The 21,069-nt window shown below is 70.0% G+C and carries 21 protein-coding genes and 1 tRNA gene; 7 read left to right on the top strand and 15 right to left on the bottom strand.

Going from position 1 to position 21,069, the window contains the following annotated elements; translation table 11 throughout:
- Nucleotides 1–14: 14 nt before the first annotated feature.
- A complete protein-coding gene (locus KBC94_RS08850; RefSeq protein WP_234192587.1) occupies nucleotides 15–896 on the bottom strand; it encodes a LysR family transcriptional regulator in 882 nt (293 codons plus the stop codon).
- An 82-nt stretch (nucleotides 897–978) separates the two neighbouring features.
- Between KBC94_RS08850 and KBC94_RS08845 the strand changes: the two genes are divergently transcribed.
- The 4 genes from KBC94_RS08845 to KBC94_RS08830 all read left to right on the top strand — a co-directional run bounded on the left by KBC94_RS08845 (nucleotide 979) and on the right by KBC94_RS08830 (nucleotide 6,159).
- The gene (locus KBC94_RS08845) at nucleotides 979–2,349 is read left to right on the top strand and encodes an acyclic terpene utilization AtuA family protein (RefSeq protein WP_294368837.1); all 1,371 of its coding nucleotides are present in this window, start codon (nucleotides 979–981) and stop codon (nucleotides 2,347–2,349) included.
- Nucleotides 2,350–2,360: 11 nt separating this feature from the next.
- The gene (locus tag KBC94_RS08840; RefSeq protein ID WP_294368835.1) at nucleotides 2,361–2,759 is read left to right on the top strand and encodes a hypothetical protein; all 399 of its coding nucleotides are present in this window, start codon (nucleotides 2,361–2,363) and stop codon (nucleotides 2,757–2,759) included.
- Between the two features lie 41 nt (nucleotides 2,760–2,800).
- Complete coding sequence (locus KBC94_RS08835; protein WP_294368832.1) at nucleotides 2,801–3,790, top strand: tripartite tricarboxylate transporter substrate binding protein; 990 nt, start codon at nucleotides 2,801–2,803, stop codon at nucleotides 3,788–3,790.
- 170 nt (nucleotides 3,791–3,960) lie between these two features.
- On the top strand, nucleotides 3,961–6,159 hold the full coding sequence (locus tag KBC94_RS08830) for an alpha/beta hydrolase domain-containing protein (RefSeq protein ID WP_294368830.1): 2,199 nt from the start codon (nucleotides 3,961–3,963) through the stop codon (nucleotides 6,157–6,159).
- A gap of 52 nt (nucleotides 6,160–6,211) precedes the next feature.
- On the opposite strand, the gene KBC94_RS08825 is transcribed toward KBC94_RS08830, so the two are convergent.
- Complete coding sequence (locus tag KBC94_RS08825) at nucleotides 6,212–7,408, bottom strand: cation:proton antiporter (RefSeq protein ID WP_294368827.1); 1,197 nt, start codon at nucleotides 7,406–7,408, stop codon at nucleotides 6,212–6,214.
- Between the two features lie 122 nt (nucleotides 7,409–7,530).
- Here KBC94_RS08825 and KBC94_RS08820 point away from each other — a divergent pair, with 122 nt between their 5' ends.
- From KBC94_RS08820 to KBC94_RS08805, 3 genes are all read left to right on the top strand, one after another.
- Nucleotides 7,531–8,475, top strand: a complete 945-nt coding sequence (locus tag KBC94_RS08820; protein ID WP_294368824.1) for a hypothetical protein — start codon at nucleotides 7,531–7,533, stop codon at nucleotides 8,473–8,475.
- 138 nt (nucleotides 8,476–8,613) lie between these two features.
- A complete protein-coding gene (locus KBC94_RS28855; protein ID WP_366934667.1) occupies nucleotides 8,614–10,368 on the top strand; it encodes an HD domain-containing phosphohydrolase in 1,755 nt (584 codons plus the stop codon).
- A 112-nt stretch (nucleotides 10,369–10,480) separates the two neighbouring features.
- A tRNA-Gly gene (locus KBC94_RS08805) sits at nucleotides 10,481–10,554 on the top strand.
- Nucleotides 10,555–10,613: 59 nt separating this feature from the next.
- Here the strand turns inward: KBC94_RS08805 and KBC94_RS08800 are convergent.
- The 13 genes from KBC94_RS08800 to fdx all read right to left on the bottom strand — a co-directional run bounded on the left by KBC94_RS08800 (nucleotide 10,614) and on the right by fdx (nucleotide 21,059).
- The gene (locus KBC94_RS08800) at nucleotides 10,614–12,137 is read right to left on the bottom strand and encodes a tripartite tricarboxylate transporter permease (protein ID WP_294368821.1); all 1,524 of its coding nucleotides are present in this window, start codon (nucleotides 12,135–12,137) and stop codon (nucleotides 10,614–10,616) included.
- 9 nt (nucleotides 12,138–12,146) lie between these two features.
- Nucleotides 12,147–12,584 carry a tripartite tricarboxylate transporter TctB family protein gene (locus tag KBC94_RS08795; protein ID WP_294368817.1) on the bottom strand — a complete coding sequence of 146 codons (438 nt, stop codon included), beginning with the start codon at nucleotides 12,582–12,584 and terminating at the stop codon, nucleotides 12,147–12,149.
- Nucleotides 12,585–12,836: 252 nt separating this feature from the next.
- The gene (locus KBC94_RS08790) at nucleotides 12,837–13,346 is read right to left on the bottom strand and encodes a hypothetical protein (RefSeq protein WP_294368815.1); all 510 of its coding nucleotides are present in this window, start codon (nucleotides 13,344–13,346) and stop codon (nucleotides 12,837–12,839) included.
- On the bottom strand, nucleotides 13,343–13,666 hold the full coding sequence (locus KBC94_RS08785; protein ID WP_294368812.1) for a (2Fe-2S) ferredoxin domain-containing protein: 324 nt from the start codon (nucleotides 13,664–13,666) through the stop codon (nucleotides 13,343–13,345). Before KBC94_RS08785 ends, KBC94_RS08790 begins: the two co-directional genes overlap by 4 nt.
- A gap of 71 nt (nucleotides 13,667–13,737) precedes the next feature.
- Entirely contained in the window at nucleotides 13,738–14,199 is a 462-nt protein-coding gene (locus KBC94_RS08780) for a ferritin family protein (RefSeq protein WP_294368810.1), read from the bottom strand.
- Nucleotides 14,200–14,211: 12 nt separating this feature from the next.
- Nucleotides 14,212–14,511: a ferredoxin family protein gene (locus KBC94_RS08775; RefSeq protein WP_294368807.1), complete on the bottom strand. Its 300-nt coding sequence runs from the start codon at nucleotides 14,509–14,511 to the stop codon at nucleotides 14,212–14,214.
- A complete protein-coding gene (locus KBC94_RS08770; RefSeq protein ID WP_294368804.1) occupies nucleotides 14,508–15,818 on the bottom strand; it encodes an FAD-dependent monooxygenase in 1,311 nt (436 codons plus the stop codon). The genes KBC94_RS08775 and KBC94_RS08770 overlap by 4 nt, the downstream gene beginning before the upstream one ends.
- Nucleotides 15,819–15,838: 20 nt before the next feature.
- Nucleotides 15,839–16,960 carry an electron transfer flavoprotein subunit alpha/FixB family protein gene (locus tag KBC94_RS08765; RefSeq protein ID WP_294368801.1) on the bottom strand — a complete coding sequence of 374 codons (1,122 nt, stop codon included), beginning with the start codon at nucleotides 16,958–16,960 and terminating at the stop codon, nucleotides 15,839–15,841.
- Nucleotides 16,957–17,805: an electron transfer flavoprotein subunit beta/FixA family protein gene (locus KBC94_RS08760; RefSeq protein WP_114803495.1), complete on the bottom strand. Its 849-nt coding sequence runs from the start codon at nucleotides 17,803–17,805 to the stop codon at nucleotides 16,957–16,959. Before KBC94_RS08760 ends, KBC94_RS08765 begins: the two co-directional genes overlap by 4 nt.
- Before the next feature lie 16 nt (nucleotides 17,806–17,821).
- The gene (gene nifW, locus KBC94_RS08755; protein WP_114803496.1) at nucleotides 17,822–18,160 is read right to left on the bottom strand and encodes a nitrogenase stabilizing/protective protein NifW; all 339 of its coding nucleotides are present in this window, start codon (nucleotides 18,158–18,160) and stop codon (nucleotides 17,822–17,824) included.
- Between the two features lie 6 nt (nucleotides 18,161–18,166).
- On the bottom strand, nucleotides 18,167–18,946 hold the full coding sequence (gene cysE, locus KBC94_RS08750; protein WP_294368790.1) for a serine O-acetyltransferase: 780 nt from the start codon (nucleotides 18,944–18,946) through the stop codon (nucleotides 18,167–18,169).
- Between the two features lie 23 nt (nucleotides 18,947–18,969).
- A complete protein-coding gene (gene nifV, locus KBC94_RS08745; protein ID WP_294368788.1) occupies nucleotides 18,970–20,124 on the bottom strand; it encodes a homocitrate synthase in 1,155 nt (384 codons plus the stop codon).
- Between the two features lie 599 nt (nucleotides 20,125–20,723).
- Nucleotides 20,724–21,059: an ISC system 2Fe-2S type ferredoxin gene (gene fdx / locus KBC94_RS08740; RefSeq protein ID WP_294368785.1), complete on the bottom strand. Its 336-nt coding sequence runs from the start codon at nucleotides 21,057–21,059 to the stop codon at nucleotides 20,724–20,726.
- Nucleotides 21,060–21,069 lie beyond the last annotated feature (10 nt).

Raw genomic sequence — 21,069 nt, 5'->3', positions numbered from 1 at the left:
CAGGGCGCTGGCGCTCAGGGCCGCCGCTGCCGGATCAGCGTCAGCAGCGCCTGCGCCGCCGGCGACAGCGACCGGTCCCGCCGCCGCACCAGGTAGACCTGCCGGCTGAGCCCGGGCAAGGGCAGCGGCCGGGTGTGCAGCCCGGCCTGCTGGAAGTGGAACAGCGTCAGCGTCGGCACCACGCTGATGCCCAGGCCCGCGCGCACCATGCCCATCACGGTGGCCAGCTGCTCCACCTCCATCAGCGTGCGCAGCGGCTGCGGATGCAGGGCCGCCTCCAGGTACTGCCGCACGCTGCTCGTGCGCGCCAGGTGGATGAAGGGCCAGTCGCCCAGGTCGGCGGCCGTGAGCTTGCGGCGCCGCACCAGCGGATGGTCGTCGCGGCAGACCAGGTGGAAGTCGTCGCTGCAGAAGGGCTCGGCCTGCAAGAGCGGGGTGTCGGCGCGGATGGCGGCCAGCGCCAGGTCGGCCTGGCCGCCGGCCACGCGCTCGATGCAGGGCTCGGAGAGGACGTCCGCGATCTCCAGCACGATGCCAGGATGGGCCTCGCGGAATTCGGCCAGCACCTGCGGCAGCCAGCCCGCGGCCAGCGAGGGCAGCAGCGCCAGCGAGACGCGCCCGCGCCGCAGCTGGGCGCTGTCGCGCGCGGCATCGAGCGCCGCGTCGATCTCGGCGCGGATGCGCTCGGCCGCCGCCATGAAGTTGCGGCCCTCGTCGGTCAGCGCCACATGGCGCGTGCTGCGGTCGAACAGGCGCAGCCCCAGGCCTTCCTCCAGCGTGCGGATCAGCGCGCTGAAGGCCGGCTGCGACAGGTGGCACTGCTCGGCCGCGCGGGTGAAGTGGCGCTCGGTGGCCAGCGCCAGGAAGGCATCGAGCTGGCGGCTGCTCAGATTCATTGGTGATGCGGATGAATTGATCCTGACAATCTATTTCACAGAATAACGCTCCGCGCCTAGAGTGCCGTCGCAGGAGACACGCATGGCACTGAAGGAACGACTGCTGATCGGCTGCGCCGCCGGCTTCTCGGGCGACCGGGTGGACGCCGCCGCGCCCGTGGTGCGCGAGCTGATCGCCCGCGGCCAGAGCGCCGTGCTGATCTTCGAGACCCTGGCCGAGCGCACCCTGGCGCTGGCCCAGCTCGCCCGTCGCGACGATCCCGATGCCGGCTTCGAGCCGCTGCTGGACGAGCTGCTGAGGCCGGTGCTGGCCGACTGCCTCGCCCACGGCATCCGCATCGTGAGCAACTTCGGTGCGGCCAATCCGCACGGCGCGGCGCGCCGCATCCAGCAACTGGCGCGCGGCCTGGGCCTGCGCGCGCCGCGCATCGCCGTCGTGCATGGCGACGACCTCTCCGGCCCGGAACACCACGACCTGCTGGCCCGGTGCCTGGGCGCCGCCATGCCGGCCGAGCCGCCGGTCAGCGCCAACGCGTACATCGGCGCCGAGGCCATCGCCAACGCCCTGCGCGCCGGTGCCGACATCGTGGTCGCCGGCCGCGTGGCCGACCCGGCGCTGGCCCTGGGCCCGGCGCTGGCGCACCACGGCTGGGCGCTGGACGACTGGGACCGCCTGGCCGGCGCCACGATGGCCGGCCACCTGCTGGAGTGCGGCGCCCAGGTGACCGGCGGCTACTTCGCCGACCCCGGCTACAAGGAGGTGCCGGGCCTGGCCGAACTGGGCTATCCCATCGCCGAGATCGAGGCCGACGGCAGCTGCACCCTCTTCAAGCCCGAAGGCACCGGCGGCCGGCTGGACCTGCGCACGGTCAAGGAGCAGCTCCTCTACGAGCTGCACGACCCCGGCGCCTACCTCACGCCCGATGTGGTGACCGACATCCGCGAGGCCGAGGTGCTGCAGACGGAGCGCGGCGTGCGCCTGCAGGGCGTGCGCGGCCATGCACGCCCGGCCACGCTCAAGGTCAACGTGTGCCATGCCACCGGCTGGTTCGCCGAGGGCGAGATCAGCTACGCGGGCGCCCGCGCGCTGGGCCGGGCCCGCTTGGCCGGCGAGGTGCTGCGCGAGCGCCTGCGCGATGCCGGCGCGCTGCGGGTGGACCTGATCGGCGCCTGCAGCATCTTTGGTGACGACGCGGGTCGCGCCCTGGCGGCGACGCTCGATGCGGCCCCCGCTGCGCCGGACGATGCCCTGCGCGACATCCGCCTGCGCGTGGCTCTGCAGCATCCCGATGCGGCCGTTGCGCGCCGCCTGGTGCGCGAGGTCACGGCGCTGTACTGCTGCGGGCCCGCCGGTGGCGGCGGCGTGCGCACCGGCATGCGGCCCCGCCTGGGCACGCTGTCCTGCCTGGTCCCGCGCGAAGCCGTGAGCACCGGTTACTTCATGGCCGACTGAGGAGGCCGACGATGAACCCCACGCCTTTCCCCTCCGCCCCGCACGCCGATGCCGGCCGGGTCGTGCCCCTCCATCGGCTGGCCCACGGCCGAACCGGCGACAAGGGCAACCGCTCCAACATCAGCGTGATCGCCTGGCATGCGGACCTGTGGCCGCTGCTGGTCGAACAGGTGACGGAAGAAGCCGTTGGCGCGCTGTTCGCCCATCGCCGGCCCAGCCGCGTCACGCGCCACCTGCTGCCCAGGCTGCAGGCGATGAACTTCGTGCTCGACGACGTGCTGGATGGCGGCGTCAACGACGCCCTCAACCTCGACAGCCATGGCAAGGCGCTGTCGTACCTGCTGCTCGACCTGCCGGTGCGGGTGCCTGCCGCGCTGTGCGGGCATCTGGCCGGTCCACCCATCGACTGACGACCTTCCTTCATCCACCCTGACCCGAGGAGACAAGAGACATGAACCGATTCCCGCCTCTGCACCGACGCACCTGGCTCGCCGCCGCCCTGGCCGCCGCCGCCACGCTGCCCGGCCTGGCCCAGGCGCAGTCCCCGGCCTATCCGGCCAAGCCCGTCACCTTCGTCGTGCCCTTTGCGGCCGGCAGCGCCACCGACCAACTGGCGCGGGCGCTGGGCCAGTCCTTCACCGAGCAGACCGGCCAGTCGGTGGTGGTGGACAACCGCGCCGGCGCCAGCGGCATGATCGCGGCGCAGTACGTGGCCAAGGCGCCGGCCGACGGCTACATGGTGCTCATCACCACCAACACCACGCATGCGGCCAACGAGCACCTCTACCGCAAGCTGCCCTATGACCCGGTGAAGGACTTCGCGCCCGTCACCGGCCTGGGCAAGGGCGGGCAGGTGCTGGTGGTCAACGCCAGCGCGCCGTACAAGAACGTCGCCGAGCTGCTGGCCGCCGCGAAGAAGAACCCCGGCAAGATGAGCTTCGGCAGCGGCAGCTCGTCCAGCCGCGTGGCGGGCGAGATGCTCAAGCAGATGGCCCATGTCGACATCCTGCATGTGCCCTACAAGAGCAACCCGCTGGCCATCACCGACCTGCTGGGCGGTCAGATCGACATGATGATCACCGACACCTCCACCGGCGTGCCGCAGATCAAGGCGGGCAAGCTGCGCGCGCTGGGCTATTCCACGCAGAAGCGCAGCACGCAGCTGCCCGATGTGCCCACGCTGGACGAGGCCGGGGTCAAGGGCTACGACATGGGCTACTGGTTCGCCGCCTACGCGCCGGCCGGCACGCCCGCATCGGTGGTCGCCAGGCTCAACGAGGTGCTGGGCAAGGCCACGAAGAGCGCCGCCGCCAAAAGCTTCTTCGATGGCGCCGGCTCCGAGGCCTGGACCACGACGCCCGAGGAGCTGGCCAAGTTCCAGGCCGGCGAGACGCGCAAGTGGGGCCAGGTGATCAAGGCGGCGGGCATCGAGGCCGAATAGCCGCCCGTACCGGTGGTGGGCCGCGCGCGCCGCGTGCCCCCGTTCCGGTCCATTCCCTCCACCCTGCGGGCACGGCCCGCGCCTTCCATTCATCCGTCGACGACCGGAGGAGGGCGTTCGTCCGCGTGGCCCCAGGCCCCTGTTCCTGCACCACAACGATGGAGACAACCATGAGAGAGCTTTGCATCACCCGGCGCCCCGTGCGCCATGCCATGGGTGCCTGCAGCCTGGGCGCGAGCCTGCTGCTGGCAGCGTGCGGCGGTTCCGGCGGCAGCGGCTTCGTGCCCGTCGCGGCGGCACCTGCCCCCGCGCCGGCGCCCAGCCCGGCGCCGGCACCCGCCCCGGCTCAGCCGCAGATGCGCCTGACCATCACCGCCACCGAGGATTTCCCCGGCAGCTACGGCAGCGTCGGCGCCTACGAGAAGCTCACGGGCACGCTGCAGGGCGAGCTGGACCCGAAGGATCCGCACAACGCCGTCATTCAGGACCTGGCCCTCGCCCCGGTCAACGCACGGGGGTTGGTCGACTACAGCGCAGACTTCGTCTTGCTCAAGCCCAAGGACATGACCAAGGCCAACGGCCTGCTGCGCTATGACGCGCCCAACCGCGGCAACATGCTCACGCTGCTCAATCCGACGGCCACGCCCGGCGATGCCGTCTACCTGCAGCGCGGCTATACGGTGCTGTATTCGGCCTGGCAGGGCGACGTGCCCAAGAGCAGCCCGGCCCGCCTCACGGCCACCGTGCCCGTGGCCCGCAACCCGGACGGCAGCAGCATCACCGGCCCCTACCGCACCGAGCTCGTGCCCAGCGCCGCCACGCCGTCCATGACGCTGCCGGGCGGTGTCTTCAACGGCACCATGATCCCCTACGAGCCGGCCAGCCTGGACAACACGCAGCCGGGCTATTCGCTCACCCGCCGGCGCAACGAGACCGACCCGCGCGAGCCCATCTCGCCGTCCCAGTGGAAGTTCGCCACCTGCGACACGGCCACGCCGTTCCCGGGCACGGCCAGCCCCACCAGCGTGTGCCTTGCCGGCGGCTTCGACCCGCAGTACCTGTACGAGCTGGTCTACGTCGCCAAGGACCCGAAGGTCATGGGCGTGGGCCTGGCGGCATTGCGCGACACGGTCAGCTTCTTTCGCAAGCGCAGCACGGACGATTTCGGCCGTGCCAATCCGGTCGCTGGCCGGTTGACGCATGCCATCGGCCAGGGCACCTCGCAGTCGGGCAATGCCATGAAGACCTTCCTGCACCTGGGCTTCAACCAGGCACTGGACGGCAGCAAGGTGTTCGACGGCATCTATGCCCACGTGGCGGCGCGGCAGACGAACATCAACACCCGCTTTGCGGTGCCGGGCGGCGGCGGCGGCCTGCGCACCGACCACACGGCCTTCGGCCAGACCGCCCCCCGCGGTCTGGCGGCCGACTACAGCGACGAGCTGGCCGGCCGCAGCGGCGGCGTCATGCGCCGCTGCAGCGCCACGGGTACCTGCCCCAAGTTCTTCCTGGGCCTGTCGGGCACCGAGTTCTGGCAGTTGCAGGGATCGCCGGTGCTCACCGACACCTATGGTCTTCGCGACCTGGCCCAGCCCGACAACGCCCGCATCTACTACTACGCCAGCACACAGCACGGCGGCGCGGGTGGCACGGCCAGCATCAGCTATGCGCCCACGCGCAACGTGTACCCGGCGGGCACGGTGGTGCACTTCAACGACACCTTCCGCGCGCTCTTCGTGGCGCTGGAAGACTGGGTGATGCGCGGTACCACGCCGCCCGCGAGCCGCGTGCCCCGCATCGACGACGGCACGCTGGTGCGGCCGGCGCAGCTGGCCTTCCCGACGATGCGCGGCCTGAGCTGGAACGTCGGCGCCACGCCGACGGCAATCCCCGACTTCAACTACTTGGCACGCTACAACGACTTCCCGCTGCTGGACTTCGGCCCGCAGTACGTGCCGCAGGACGAGAGCGGCATCGCCACGCTGCAGCCGCCGCGCTATCAGGGCCGCAGCTACGCCATCCTGGTGCCGCAAGTGGATGCGTCCACTGGCCTCACGCGGGCCGGCATCCGCGCGGTGGAGGCGCAGGTACCGCTGGGCACCAGCCTGGAGTTCAACTACGTCGCCATGCCGGGCATCGTCGACCTGTCCAACCTCACGGGCAGCTACATCCCCTTCCACAAGACGCGTGCGGCGCGGCTGGCGGCCGGCGACGGGCGTCCTTCGCTGGAGGAGCTTTATGGCGACCAGGCTGGCTATGTGGCGGCCGTGCGTGCCGCGGCCCAGTCGCTGGTGGGCGAGCGACTGCTGCTGCAAGCCGACGCCGACGCGCTGATCGCCCGCGCCCAGGCAAGCGCCGTGCTGCCCTGACGCCTCGCGTGACTGGCGCGCCGCCTTGCGGGCGCGCCGGCCCCGGGGGCCGTCAGCGCTCCCCAGTCGCCTGAGCCATGCGCCGCAGCCGCGGCGTGACCATGGGCACCGTCAGCATGGTGCTGGCCACCGCCATCAGCAGCAGGGCCGTGAAGGTGGCGTTGGTGATGATGGCCTTGTCCAGCAGCACGTTGGCAAAGATGATCATGATCAGCGCCTTGGTCTGCAGCAGCCAGCCGATCAGCATCCCTTCGCCGCGGGCCCAGCCCAGGATGCGGCCGGCCAGGCCCAGCCCCGCCAGCTTGCCGGCCACCGAGGCCGCGAGCAGCAGGGCGGCCGCCCCGAAGACGGCAAAGCCGCCCACCTGCCAGCTGGTGCGCAGCCCCGTGCTCAGGAAGAACACCGGCATCACCACCAGCAGCACATGGTGGCGCAGCAGGTCCATGTGTTCCTGGTCGAACCAGTCGCCGTCCATCACCACACCGGCGATGAAGGCGCCCACCATGTAGTGCAGGCCGGACCAGTCGGCGCCCAGGCCGCAGGCCGCCAGCCAGATCAGGCCCAGGTACCAACGGTCGCGCTCGGGCACGCGGCGCATCAGGCGCCGGAACAGCACCGATGCCACCGCAAACACCAGCAGGAAGCCCACCTGCCGGCCCACGCGCTCCCAGTCGGTCAGGATCACGGCCAGCACGCCCCAGATGGCGATGTCGTCCAGGCTGGCGTAGCGCAGGATGCGCTGGCCCAGCGGCTGACGAAGGATTTCCAGCTTTTCCATCAGCAGGATCAGGATCGGCAGGGCCGTCACCGCACAGGCCATGCCGATGCCCAGCACGAACTGCCAGTGCTGGGCCTTGGCGCCCATCCAGCCGGGTTGCATCAGCAGCACCAGCGCCGCGGCACTGCCCAGCAGCAGCGGCACGCCCAGCGCCAGGCCGGCGGTCACGCTGCTTTCGCCGCGGTGCGTCCAGGCCTTGCGCAGGTCCAGCTCGATGCCGGCGATCCACACGAAGAGCATCACCGCCCACTGCGCCACGCCGTTGAGCGACTGGATCACCGGCGCGCTGAACACGAACTGGTAGTAGTCGGGAAAGGCCGCGCCCAGCACGCCCGGGCCCAGCAGGATGCCCATGATGATCTGCACCACCACCAGCGGCGCGAAGTAGTCGGTACGTCCCAGCCGCCACAGCAGGTAGGGCAGGGTGAAGACGATCAGCATCGCGATCAGGAAGACTTCGGAGACGGTCATCGGCGCTCGGGGGGGTGAAAGGCCGCGGCAGTGTGACATGGCCGCGCGTCGGCCAAAGGGCGTAGGACGGCCCAACATCGCACCCGCGGCCAGGGTTGCCGCCTTGGCGTTAGCCTTGGTGCATGTCCGCCCTTCCTTTCTCGACCGACGTGCGGGCGGCGCCCCTGCCTTCCAACCCGCCACCGCCGGCGCCGGGGCAGCCACCAGCGTCGCCGCCCATCATCGTGCCGCCGCCGGCCGGCGATCCGCCGCCGCACGAACTGCCCGTCACCGACCCGCCACCCCCGCCGCCCGTGGGCGACCCGCCCCGGCCCGTGGCCGCGCTGGGGCGGGTGCACATGCGCCGACTGCGCGAGGTGTACCGCTCGGCCGGCTGGCCCTGCTGCGATGCCATCGAGGTCGACCTGCTGGCCGCGGGCCTGCTGGAGCGGGTGCGCTCGGCCCTGGGCCACGAGACCGTGCGCCTGAGCGATGCCGGCCTGGCCCGGCTGGCCGGCGCCCTGGCCGGCAACCGCGGCGCGATGTCGGCCCACGAGTCGCTCGTTGAGCAGGTGGCGCGCGAGATGACCCGCGGCGGCCGCATCGCCTGGCGCGGCCTGAGCCTGCGGGCCCGCCTGGCGCCGCTGGAGCCCGACGGCCCGGCCCGCTGGTGCATCGCCCGGCCCGATGTCTTCTCGATCCGCAACACCACCGTCGAGGCCTACGCCCATCCCGTCGTGCACGAGGTCAAGGTCAGCCGCGCCGACCTGCTGGGCGATCTGCGCCGCCCCGACAAGCGCGCCGCCTACCTCGACCTGGGCGGCGAGTGCTGGTACGTGCTGGGCAACGATGCCCGCGGCCGGCCCGTCGGCGGGCCGGAGGACGTGCCCGCCGAATGCGGCGTGATGCTGCTGGAGGGAACGCGGCTCACGGTCGCCCGCGCCGCCGTGCACCGGCCGGTCGAGCGCCTGCCCTTCGGCGTGTGGATGGCGCTGGCCAAGGCCCAGCCCGTGGCCGGCTTCGATGACGAGGCACAGCAGTGGTTGATGGGTGCCGAAATCGAAGCGGATCCCGCTTTCACACGATAGACTGCAAATAATTGTTAATAGAGTGCCGGGGCGTCCTGGCCGGGACCCGGATGGGACCGGCCTCCCAAACGCCCCGCATTCGTCGTCCGAGGATCGCTGCGTCGTGATCGCGTGCGAATGTCCTGGCGCTGTGCCTCCATGATTTCAAGTCTTGAATCTGCGCGGCCCCATCATTGGGAGGCCCTGCGCCGCGACCTTCGGGCGGGCGACTGGACCTTCCCCGAGGCCGGCACCGCCCCCGTCCTGCCGGGTGGCGAACTGTCCTTCGTCGTCCGCCGTGGCAGCGAGATCGCCATCGCTGCCGGCCGTTGGGGCCTGGTCACGCGCGAGACCCTGCGCGCCGGCCTGCCCGCGGCGCTGCGTGCCCGCACGGCCCTGATCCGCGACGACGAGCTGGGCAAGCTGGCCGTGCGAAGCGCCTGGCAGGGTGCCCAGCAGTGCCTGGTGCCCGTGGCGGCCCTGCATGTGCCCGATCACCGCAATCCCGAGGGCGAGCCGTGGCTCACCCGCATCGCGCGCCGGGACGACGGTCCCCTGTACCTGGCCGGCCTGTGGAACAGCTGGGCCGACGAGAACGGCGTGCGCCGCCTGAGCGTGGGCCTGCTCACCGTGGACGCCGCGGGCCATCCGCTGATGGGCAACTATGGCCCGCCGGGCAAGCCGCGTCGCATGCCGGTCGTCCTGCCGCGCGGCCTGGGCCGGGCCTGGCTGCTGGCGCAGGGCGAGGAGCGCGCGGCCTTCCTGCGGCCGCTGCCCGCCGCGCAGTTGAGTGCCATCTGCATGGAGAAGGGGAGCGGCGCGCAGGACGGGCCGGCCGTCCCCGACGCCGCCCTGCCGCCGCCGCCCGAGGTGCGCCGCCAGAGCCTGCTGCTGGTGGACGACGAGCCCAGCAACCTGCAGCTGCTGCGCCTGTCGCTGCAGGCGGACTACCACCTCATCTTCGCCACCGAGGGTGGGCGCGCCATCGAACTGGCCCGCGAGCGCCGGCCCGACTTGATCCTGCTCGACCTGATGATGCCGGGCGTGGATGGCTACGCCGTGTGCGAGGCGCTGAAGGCCGACCCGGGCACCGCGCACATCCCCATCGTCTTCTGCACCGCCGTGCACGACGGCGACGCCGAGGCCAAGGCGCTGCGTCTGGGCGCGGCCGACTACATCACCAAGCCCTTCTATCCGCATGTGGTGGCGGCGCGCGTGCGCACGCACCTGGCGGCGCTGGGCATGCTGGCCGCGCAGCAGTCCAGCCTGCGCCAGTTGCAGCGCCTGTGCGATGCGGCCGCCATGCGGGCCAACGTGAGCACCTCGCACATCCAGCGCATGAGCCAGACCGCGCACGAGATCGCGCTGGAGGCGGGCGCCCGCGCCGACTGGTGCGCCATGCTGCAGAGCTCGGCCCCGCTGCACGACCTGGGCATCGTGGCCGTGCCCGATGCGGTGCTGCGCAAGCCCGGTCCGCTGGATGCGGACGAATGGACCGTGATGCGTGCCCATCCGCTGCTGGGCGCCCAGCTCATCGGCGACGACCCGTCGGACGTACTGGGCATGGCCCGCGACATCGCGCTGTGCCACCACGAGCGCTGGGACGGCACCGGCTATCCGTCGGGCCTGGCGGGCGAGCAGATTCCGCTGGCGGCGCGCATCGTCGCCATTGCCGACAGCTTCGACGCCATGACCTCGCCGCGCCCCTATCGCGAGGCCTTGAGCGAAGAGGCGGCCGTGGCCCAGATCCGCGCCGGTGCCGGCGCCGCCTTCGAGCCGCGGCTGGTCGACGCCTTCCTGCGCGCGCTGCCGCGCATCCTGCGTATGCGCCAGCGCTGGGTGCGCGAGGTGGAAGGCCTGGCCGGCGCGGCGCCGGCGGCGGTCGAGGACGAGGCCGTGGACGAGCGCCGCTGAGGGCGCGAGGGGTGCGGCGCCGGGGGGAAAGGGCGCAACCCCGGTGCTACACTCCCACGCTGTCTTTGCCGGAGCAGGCGAGACAGCCTCCAGGCCCTCCGCGGGCCGCCAGGCGGGTGTAGTTCAATGGCAGAACGGCAGCTTCCCAAGCTTCATACGAGGGTTCGATTCCCTTCACCCGCTCCACTCCCCTCAGGTCTTCTCCATCGCGCCGCCACGATGCGGCAGCCAAGCCGCCGCTTGCATCACGCCGCGGCTTCCGCGAGGTCCAGCTTCCGCTTTTCCGCGATGGACTTGCGGACGGTGCTCCAGATGGTCCAGACGAGCATGAGCGCGGTCACCGCCAGCAGGCTGGCGCTGATGGGCCGTTCGATGAACACCATGGGATCGCCGCGGGACAGCAGCATCGTGCGCCGCAGGTTTTCTTCCAGCATCGGGCCCAGGATGTAGCCCAGCAGGAGAGGTGCGGGCTCGAACTTCAGAACCATCAGCGCGTAGCCCATCACCCCCAGCACGGCCACCATGTAGATGTCGAATTCGTTGCTGTTGACGCTGTAGACGCCCAACGCCACGAACACGAGGATCGCCGGATACATCCACGCGAAGGGAATTCGCAGCAACGCGACCCAGATGCCGATGGTGGGCAGGTTGAGGATCACCAGCATGATGTTGCCGATCGCGAAACTCACCACCAGGCCCCAGAAGAGCGCGGGCTGCTCGCTGATCAGCAAGGGCCCCGGCTGGATGCCGTGAATGATCAGGGCGCCCAGCATCACCGCCATGACGGCGTCGCCGGGAATGCCCAGTGAAAGCGAAGGCACGAACGCGGTCTGCGCCGCGGCGTTGTTCGCCGATTCGGGGGCGCTGATGCCGGCGATGGCGCCCTTGCCGAATTTGCGAGCGTCGCGTGCCACCCGCTTTTCGATGGCATAGGACATGAATGCCGCGATCGAAGGGCCGACCCCGGGAAGCGCACCCAGGGCGGAACCGAGGGCGGAGCCGCGCAGCATGGGCGCGACGCTTTCACGGAACTCGGCGCGCGAGGGAACCATGGACCGCATCGTGACGGGCTCGGGCTTGCGTTCCATGTCGGGGGAATTGATGCATCGCACCACCTCGGCGACGCCGAACAGTCCCATGGCCAGCGCTACAAGGTTGATGCCGTCGGTGAGTTCGATGATGCCGAAGTTGAAGCGCGAGACGCCCGAATTCACGTCCGTCCCCACCATGCCGAGTAGGAGGCCCAGCACCACCATGGCCAGGCCCTTGGCCGCCGATCCGATGCTCATGGAAGAAGCCGCCACCAGCCCGAGCACCATCATGGAAAAGAATTCGGCGGGGCCAAATTTCAATCCGATTTCGGCAATGGCCGGCGAAAAAAGCACCAGCAATACCAGCCCGGTCATGGCGCCCACCAACGAGGCGATGGTCGTGATGAACAAGGCCAGGCCGGCGCGCCCTTTCTGCGCCATGGGATAACCGTCCAGACAGGTCACCGCCGAAGAGGGCGTGCCGGGAAGATTGAGCAGAATGGCCGCCGTCGAGCCCCCGTATTGCGCGCCGTAATAGACGCCCGCCAGCATGATGATGGCGGCGGTCGGTTCAATATGGTAGGTAATGGGCAGCAGGAGCGAAATGGCCGCCAGTGCGCCGATGCCCGGCAGCACGCCGACGACGGTGCCCAGCAATACGCCGAAAAAGCAATACGCCAGCGTCATTGGCTCCATGGCAACCTGGAGCCCGAGAAGAAGATTGTTTGCGAGATCCATGACGCTGCTTCACCAGGGGAACGTGCGAACGTTCATCTGCAGACCGAACACGAAGATCCCCACAGTCAATGCAGACACCGCGGCGGAGATCACCAGTTTCTGTCGCACCGAGGTGCGCGCCGGCACCAGGGCCACCATCGAGGCCGCAAAAGCGGCGACCAGCACGCCTGCGGCCTGCAGGAGTGCGGCGAACAGGACGAGGCAGGCGGTGGCAGTGGCCAGGTTCCGCCATTGCACCTTGATGGGGTTGCCCTGCCGCCACCAGGCCGGCAGCGCCACCAGCAGGCCGAGCACGGCCAGCAGCCAGCCCAGCACGATGGGGAAATACCCCGGGCCCATGCGGGCGGCCGTTCCCATGGTGTAGCGGCTGGCGTACAGGCCAAAAAATACGCCGACGACCGTCAGTGCAATACCGCCGATCAGGTCGTGCGTGTCTCTGTGTTTCATGAATTTCCTTGTCTCCGCCATTGCAACCGCACAATGCCGGCCCCCGCGGGGTGGTCGGGAAATGGTAGGGGGGAAAGCCACGCCACCGCGTGACCGGAGCATTGCGATTCGGTAATGTTGTTGCGGCTTCTGAAAATTAGGTCGGAGGCGCGGAATCGAATAAAAGATGGAACAGCGGAATTTATTCCGCAATTCTGCAGCGCGCTGCGAGGTCTTTTTTTAAAAGGCGGCGGGCTCCGTCCGCGCACTGGATCAGCAACCCGACGTCGTCGGTCGCACACCGACATCGTGCTGCGCAAGCAACTGGGCGACCACGCTGGCGCCCATGTGGTCGTCGGGGTCCAGCAGGCGCAGGTGGTCCAGCCGTTCGGCGGCCTGCGCCGGCTCGTCGCGACGCAGGAGGATGAAGGCCTGGGCCTTGAGTGTGAACAGCCAGAAGCGCGCGGCGCCGGGTTGCAGGAAGTCCGTCATGCCGGGCCGCACCTGCTGCCAGTCGGAGGGCAGGCCGGCGACCTCGGCGGCGGCGTCCAGCCCGCGCTCTGCGGCACGCAGTGCCTGCGCCAGTTCGCCCTGGCTGGCGTGCAGCTTGTAGAGCAGGTAGTACACCGGCAGCGCCTGCGGCGAGGCCAGCACGGCGGTCCACAGCGCCACGGCCGCCTCCTGGCGCGGCTTGCTGCGCGCTTCGTCCACCAGGTGCCGCACGGCCGGCGGCACGTCGCCGCCGAAGAAGGCGTCGGCCTCCTCGCCGGTGAAGAGATTCACCAGACCGCCTCCGCCGCCCGCAGCCGTTCGACAGGCTCGCCCTTTTCGAGGTGGCTGTCGAAGATCTCCTGCACGTCCTCGGGCGTCACGCGGCTGTAGAGCACCGCCTCGGGGTAGACCAGCACGTTCACGCCCTGGTCGCAGGGGCCGATGCAGCCGGAATAGGTGATGGCCACCTTCTCGTAGGCCTGGCGCTTCTGCAATTCGGCCCAGAAGGCCTGCAGCACGGCGGTCGAGCCCTTGGCGCCGCAGGAGCCGCGCGGGTGCTGCGGCGGGCGGTTCTGGGTGCAGACGAAGACATGTCGTTCGGGACGGGCCATGCGGGCCTCCTGGTCGTGGGGGTGGATAAGCGAAGGGCGCGGCCGCGCCGACGCGGCCGCGCGGGCGGTGCTCAGGCAGTCGCGATGTGCGCGATCCAGCGCTGCAACTCGCAGACGTGGCCGGCCTCTTCGCTGGCGAACTCATGGGCCATGCGCACGACCTCGGGGTCGCGGGCGGCGTCGGCCACGCCCTCGTAGAAGGCAGTGCCGGCGCGTTCGCCCTCGAGCGCGATCTCCAGCGCGGCCGGCACGTCGATCAGGCCGTCGATGCCGTGCCAGCTGGCGGCCTCGGGGCTGTCGCCACCCGGCCACTGGAAGTCGGCCGGCGCCAGCACGGGCAGCTCGCGGAAGCCGCCGCGCTCCATGGCCTCGTTCAGGTGCAGGCGCGAGAAGTGCGCCATGCGCTCGAAGAGCTTGCGTACCTCGTCGTTGCCGGCGGTGCGCATCACCTGGGCCAGATCCTCGTAGCGGCGCGCAGCGTCGCGCTCCAGCGTGATGGCGTGGACCAGGAAGGTCTCGATGTCGTCGATCATGAGTGGGCCAGGTCATCCAAATTTAAAAAGGATGCCGTGGCCGCCCCGCGGGTACTCCCACTCCACGTTGGCGTGCTCGCTGCAGATGATCCGGCAGCTGCCGCATTCGAGGCAGCCGTCGGTGATCAGCGTCACCCGCCCATTGCCCTCGGCCTTGTAGCAGGAGGCCGGGCACACGAAGGTGCAGCTCTGCGAGCGGCACTCGTTGGTGCAGACATCACTGTCCTTGATGCGGATGTGCGGGCGGCCCGCATCGACGCGGTAGCGGTTCTGGAAGAGCTTCTCTTCCACATTGACGGCAATGGCGTTCATCGGAAGGCTCTCCAGAGTTTGTAGGCGTCGCCCATCAGGCCGCTCCAGCGGCGGGTCTTGCGGAAGCTGGCGAAGATCTCGCGCTCCTTGGTCTTCTTGTCCACCCCGTCCACGGTGATCATGGTGCGGGCGGCCTGCGCGACAAGATCGGGGTAGGTGGTGAAGAACTGCGGGTTCCTGTGCAGCACGCCGGGCATGTCGCGGTACTTGTGCAGGTCCTTCATCACGAAGGACTCGTCCAGCGCGGTCTTGTAGGCCTTGAGCCGGTCGGCCCGGTAGCCCTGGCCTGCGGCCTTGGCGGCGATCACGGTCTCGGCGGCAAGCCGGCCAGTGGTCATGGCCAGGTTGGAGCCCTCGCGGTGCGCCGCGTTGACGAAGCCGCCCGAGTCGCCCACGATCATCCAGCCGTTGCCGTAGACCTGCGGGATGGCGTGGAACCCGCCCTCGGGAATGAGGTGCGCGCAGTACTCCTTCATCTCGCCGCCCTCGATCAGCGGGGCGATGGCGGGGTGGCGCTTCATCTGCTCCAGCAGCACGTAGGGGCTGGTGCGGCTGGGGTTGGCCTTGAAATCGCCCAGCATGCAGCCCACGCCGATGGTCAGCGACTCCTTGTTGGTGTAGAGGAAGCCGGTGCCCATCATGCCGTCGGTGATGCGGCCGACCATCTCGATGACCACGCCCGACTCCTCGCCGATGTTGAAGCGCTGGCGGATGGTCTCTTCGGGCATGAAGAGGATCTCCTTGACCGCCAGGGCCACGTTGCCGGCCTGGATCTCGCCGTGGAAGCCCGCCTTGCGCGCCAGCGTGGAGTTGACGCCGTCGGCCAGGATCACCACGTCGGCATACACGTCGCCGGCCTCGCGGTCGCACTGCACGCCCACCACCTGGTCGCCGTCCATGATGAGCTGCTGGACGGTGGTCTCGCAGATCAGCAGCGCGCCGGCCTCACGCACCTTCGAGCTGAACCACTTGTCGAACTGCGCACGGATGATGGTGTAGCGGTTGTAGGGCGGCTTGTCGTAGTCGCTGCTGCGCACATGGGTGCCGACGAAGCTGGTGTCGTCCAGCACCCAAAGGCGCTGTTCGATGATGTGGCGCTCCAGCGGCGCGTCCTCGCGGAAGTCGGGAATGATCTGTTCCAGCGCATTGGCGTACAGGATGGCACCCTGCACGTTCTTGCTGCCGGGGTATTCCCCGCGCTCGATCTGCAGCACCTTCAGGCCGGCCTTGGCCAGCGTGTAGGCGGCTGCGTTGCCGGACGGGCCGGCACCGACGACGATGGCGTCGAACTGGGATGGCTTTCTCATGGGGCGTGCTCCTCGGGGTGTCAGGCGACCAGGCGCCGACGCTTGCCCAGGTGCTCGGCGAAGGCGGCCGTGAGCGCGGGCAGCACCTGCAGCGCGTTGCCCACGATGCCGTAGTGCGCAAAGTCGAAGATGGGCGCGTTGGGGTCGGTGTTGATGGCGACGATCACGTCCGAGCTTTCCATGCCCACCCGGTGCTGGATGGCGCCGGAGATGCCCGCCGCGATGTAGAGCTTGGGCCGCACCGTCTTGCCGGTCTGGCCCACCTGGCGGTCGGCCTCCACCCAGCCGGCCTGCACGCAGGGGCGGGTGGCGCCCACCTCGCCGCCGAGCACACGGGCCAGCTCGAACACGAGCTTGAAGTTCTCGGGGTTCTTCAGGCCCTTGCCGCCGCTGACGATGACGTCGGCATAGGGCAGGTTGATCTGGTTGCTGGTCGCATCGGGCAGGAAGTCCAGCAGCTTGGTGACGATGCTGCTTTCCACCATGCCCAGCGTTTCCTGCACCACCTCGCCGCTGCGGCCTTCCTCGGCACGCGGCATGGCCATCACGCGCGGGCGCACGGTGGCCATCTGCGGCCGGTAGGCCAGCGTCATGATCGTGCACAGCAGCGAGCCGCCGAAGGTGGGCCGCGTGGCCGCCAGGGCGCGTGAGGTGGGATCGATGTTCAGCTCGGTGCAGTCCGCCGTCAGGCCGGTCAGCAGCGTGGTGGCCACCGAGCCCGCCAGGTCGCGGCCCATGGAAGTGGCACCCAGCAGCAGGATCTCCGGCTGGTACTTGTTGACCAGGTCCGTCAGGCCTTTGGTGAAGGGCTCGTTGCGGTAGCCCAGCAGCACCGGGTCGTGCACGATGTAGGCCTTGTCGGCGCCGTAGCCGAAGGCCTCGGCGGCGAAGGCTTCCAGCTTCTCGTCGGGACCGCCCAGGATGGCGACGCCCACGCTGCTGCCCAGCTTGTCGGCGAGCTTGCGGGCCTCGCCCAGCAGCTCCCACGAGACGCTGTGCACATGGCCGCGGTCGTGCTCGATGAACACCCAGACGCCCTTGTAGGCCTTCAGGTGCTCGGGCAGCTCCAGGTTGCGCCCGCGCCCGGCGGGGCGCTTGGCGGCAGGCGTGGCGGGGGTGGCGGGGGTGGCGGCGGCGTTCATGCGTCTTCCTTCATCGCGAGGTCGGCTTCCAGTGTGGGATGCCGGGTGAAGATCTTCTGCAGCAGGTTCAGCGAGACGTCGCGCAGGCTGGAGTCCTCCAGCGCCAGCATCTCGGCCTTCTCGCTGCGCGGCGTCGGACCGAAGACCTTGCTGACCACGGTGGGCGAGCCCTTGAGGCCGATCTTGTCGAGGTCCTCGATGCCGGCCTGCTCCTTGTTCCACTTGCGCACCGGGTAGCCGGCGGCATGGATCATGGCCGGCAGCGAGGCGAAGCGCAGCTCGTTGGTGTTCTCCAGCATGGTGATCAGGCAGGGCAGGGCGGTGCGCAGCTGCTGCACGCCGCCTTCGGCCCGGCGCTCGACGGTGATGGTGCGGCCGTCCAGGTCGGTCTCGACGATGCGCGAGACGTAGGTCAGCAGCTGCAGCCCCATCCGCTTGGCGATGCCGGGCCCTACCTGGGCCGTGTCGCCGTCGATGGTCTGCTTGCCGGTGAAGACGATGTCCACCGCCTGCTCGCGGCCGATCTGCCGGATGCCGGCCGCCAGCGCGTACGAGGTGGCCAGCGTGTCGGCACCGGCGAAGGCGCGGTCGGTGACCAGCACCGCGTCGTCGGCACCGTAGCTGATGCACTTGCGCAGTGCCTCCTCGGCCTGCGGCGGGCCCATGCACAGCACGGTGACCTTGCCGCCGAACCGGTCCTTGAGTCGCAGCGCCTCTTCGAGCGAGAACAGGTCGTAGGGGTTGACGATGGCCGGCACCCCCTGGCGCATGATGGTGTTGGTCACCGGATGGACGCGGATCTGCGCCGAGTCCGGCACCTGCTTGATGCAGACGACGATGTGCATGTCGGGTCTCCGCGCCTCAGGCCGCCGCCCGCATGGGCAGCGTGCGCTTGAGGCTTTCGAGCGTGACGTGCTGCTTGCCGTCCACGTCCTGGAAGACCTTGAACACCTTTTCCTGCGCAGGCGTGGAGCTGACGAAGTCGCCATACGCGCGCTGCAGCAGGCCGCGGTAGGCGGTGAACATCTGCAGCTCGTCGGACGGGTCCAGCGACTGTTCCTGCCGGATGTACTGGAAGAAGCGCTTGAGGATGTGCAGCCGGCTCACGTTGACGACCTTCTGTTCGAAGGGCACGCCGAAGAACTGCAGGAAGTCCTCGGCCGACGAGAGGGCCTTGAGTTGCTGGAGGAAGTTTTCCATGGCTGCTTATGCCTCGCAGGCGGGTTGGGATTGGGGGGCGGCACACACGGCGTCGCAGTCGTTGCAGGCGGCGTCGTCGGTGCCGAGGCCGCGCTCGCGTTCGAGCTGGGCCACGCGGTCGAGCAGGCAGGCGATGGCCTTGCCCACCGGGTCGGGGATGAGGTGATGGTCCAGGTCGAAGCCGTGGCGCGGCCGGCGTCCGCGCGCCACCACGCGGCCGGGGATGCCCACCACCGTGGCATCCGCGGGCACCGGCTCGATGACCACCGAGTTGGCCGCGATGCGCGCCCGGTCGCCGATGGCGATGGGGCCGAGCACCTTGGCGCCAGCACCCACGATCACGCCGCTGCCTATGGTGGGATGCCGCTTGCCGGGCGAGCCGCTGGTGCCGCCCAGCGTGACGCCGTGATAGAGCGTGACGTCGTCGCCGATCTCGGCCGTCTCGCCGATCACGACGCCGCAGCCATGGTCGATGAAGAAGCGCTGGCCGATGCGCGCGCCGGGATGGATGTCCACCTGCGTGAACCAGCGCGCCGCGAAGGAGATCCAGCGCGGCAGGTAGCGCCAGCCGCGGCGCCACAGCGCATGCGCGATGCGGTGCAGGGCGATGGCCTGCACGCCGGGGTAGATGGTCCACACCTCCAACAAGCTGCGGGCAGCCGGGTCACGCTGCAGCACGCAGCGCACGTCGCCGCGCAGCAGCGCGAACCACGAGGCCGGCGCTGCCGTGGGCGGAGGGTCGGCCGGCACAGCGGCGGCGGGCAGGGCGTCGGCGCGGGGTGGCATGGCGGGCTCCGGGCTGTCTTGCGTCATGCGGCCAGGGCGGCAGCCGCGGGCGACTGCGCCGCGCGCAGGAAGGCGTGCAGCTCGTCCTGCGTGGGCGCGCGCTTGGCCTGCACCGCATGGTGGCGGATGCGTGCCAGCAGGCGGCGCGTCAGCCCGTCGTCGTCCAGGGCCACACCCAGCGCGCGGTAGGCGTGGCGCACGGCCTGCGAGCCCGAATGCTTGCCCAGCACCGTGCGCCGTTCGCGGCCCACCTCGGCGGGGTCGAAGGCCTCGTAGGTGGCCGCGTTCTTCAGCAGCCCGTCCACATGGATGCCGGACTCGTGGGTGAACACGGCCTCGCCCACGATGCTCTTGTTGAAGGCCACGCGCCGGCCCGAGGCCTGCTCCACCAGCTGCGAAATGCCGACGAGCTGGCGTGTGTCCACGCCGGTCTCGCCCTGCTGCAGGTGGCGGGCGGCCATCACCACCTCTTCGAGCGCGGCATTGCCTGCCCGCTCGCCCAGTCCGTTGACGGTGGTGCTGGCGTGGGTGGCACCGGCGCGCAGCGCGGCCAGGGTGTTGGCCGTGGCCAGGCCCAGGTCGTTGTGGGCATGGATCTCGATCTCCATCGCATCGCCCACCGCCGCGCGCAGGTGGGCGATGGCCGCGTGCGTGGAGAAGGGGTCGAGCACGCCCAGCGTGTCGGCATAGCGCACGCGGCGCGCGCCGTGGTCGCGGGCCTGGCTGGCGGCGGCAGCCAGGAAGGCGGGGTCGGCGCGCGAGGCGTCCTCGGCACCGAAGGAGATGCTGCGGCCCGTGCGCGCGGCCGCGCCGATGATGCGGCCGATCTCCTGCAGCACCCAGGCGCGCGAGCGGCCCAGCTTGTGCTGTAGCTGGATGTCCGACACCGAGATCGACAGGTGCACGATGTCGGCGTCGCAGCGCAGCGCGGCGGCGAGGTCGGCCTCGGTCAGGCGGCCCCACACCATCAGGGTGGCGGGGCGGGCCTGCGCCGCGATGGCGTTGATGCAGGCGATCTCGTCCTCGCCCATGATGGGAATGCCGATCTCCATCTCCGGCACGCCGGCCGCGGCCAGGGCGTGGGCGATGGCGCACTTCTCCTGCACCGTGAAGGCGACGCCGGCCGTCTGTTCGCCGTCGCGCAGGGTGGTGTCGTTGATGACGGGGGGATGTGGCATGTCGTGGGTCCTTGCGGGTGTCTTCGCAAAGCGCGTGCCACGCGGAGATAGTCTGCACAGTGCGGTTTTGTCGCGATGGCTGCGACGACGAGGACTCTTTGCCTGTCGAGAATGTGCTGTTTCGGACAGGAAGCGGGTCCGTTCATGCCTTGCCAGTTTTCCATGGCGCCGCGCGCCATCCGCATGGCATGAAGCCGGTGCGGCGCCAGGTTCGAATGGCCGCGGAGCAGGCCATGCCATGGCACCCGAGGAACTGGCTCTGCCAGGCCTCGGGCTGCGCCACCCTCCAAGCCGAAGGCGCAAGAGAGGGAGGGGCTGAGGGCCGCGGCTCCGAGCCTGCGAGTGCAGGCTTGGACGTGCCCGAAGAGCAGCCGCCTCTGGCGGCCGCCCGGAGCCGCGAAGCGGCATGGGGGTGCCTTTTCACTTCAGCGCCGCGCGCGCATCGCATGCAACCGGTGCGGCGCCAGGATCGAATGGCCGCGGAGCAGGCCATACCAGGGCACCCGAGGAACTGGCTTTGCCAGGCCTCGGGGTGCGCCCCCCTCCAAGCCGAAGGCGCCAGAGAGGGGGAGCCGCGAAGCGGCATGGGGGGTGCTTCTCTACTTCTCCCGCGCGTGGTTGCGCGTATGCCGTGGCAGCTCGATGGTCACGTCTGCATCCCGCAGCTTCACGCAGCAGGCCAGGCGCGACTGGGCCTCGACGCCCCAGGCGTTGTCGAGCTGGTCGTTCTCTTCGTCGTCCGGCGGCGCCAGCGACGCAGCGCCTTCGCGCACATAGACGTGGCAGGTGGCGCAGGCCGCCACCATCTCGCAGGCATGCTCGATGGCGATGCCGGCCGACAGCAGGCCTTCGCACAGCGAGGCGCCGCGCTTGAGTTCGAGGATCCGGCCCTCGGGGCACAGATCGGGATGGGGCAGGACGCGAACCTGGGGCATGGCAGAAGGC

The sequence above is a fragment of the Pseudacidovorax sp. genome (genome assembly GCF_017991995.1).
In the GTDB taxonomy this organism is placed as follows: domain Bacteria; phylum Pseudomonadota; class Gammaproteobacteria; order Burkholderiales; family Burkholderiaceae_C; genus Xenophilus.
This window is presented reverse-complemented; position numbering and strand designations above follow the sequence as displayed.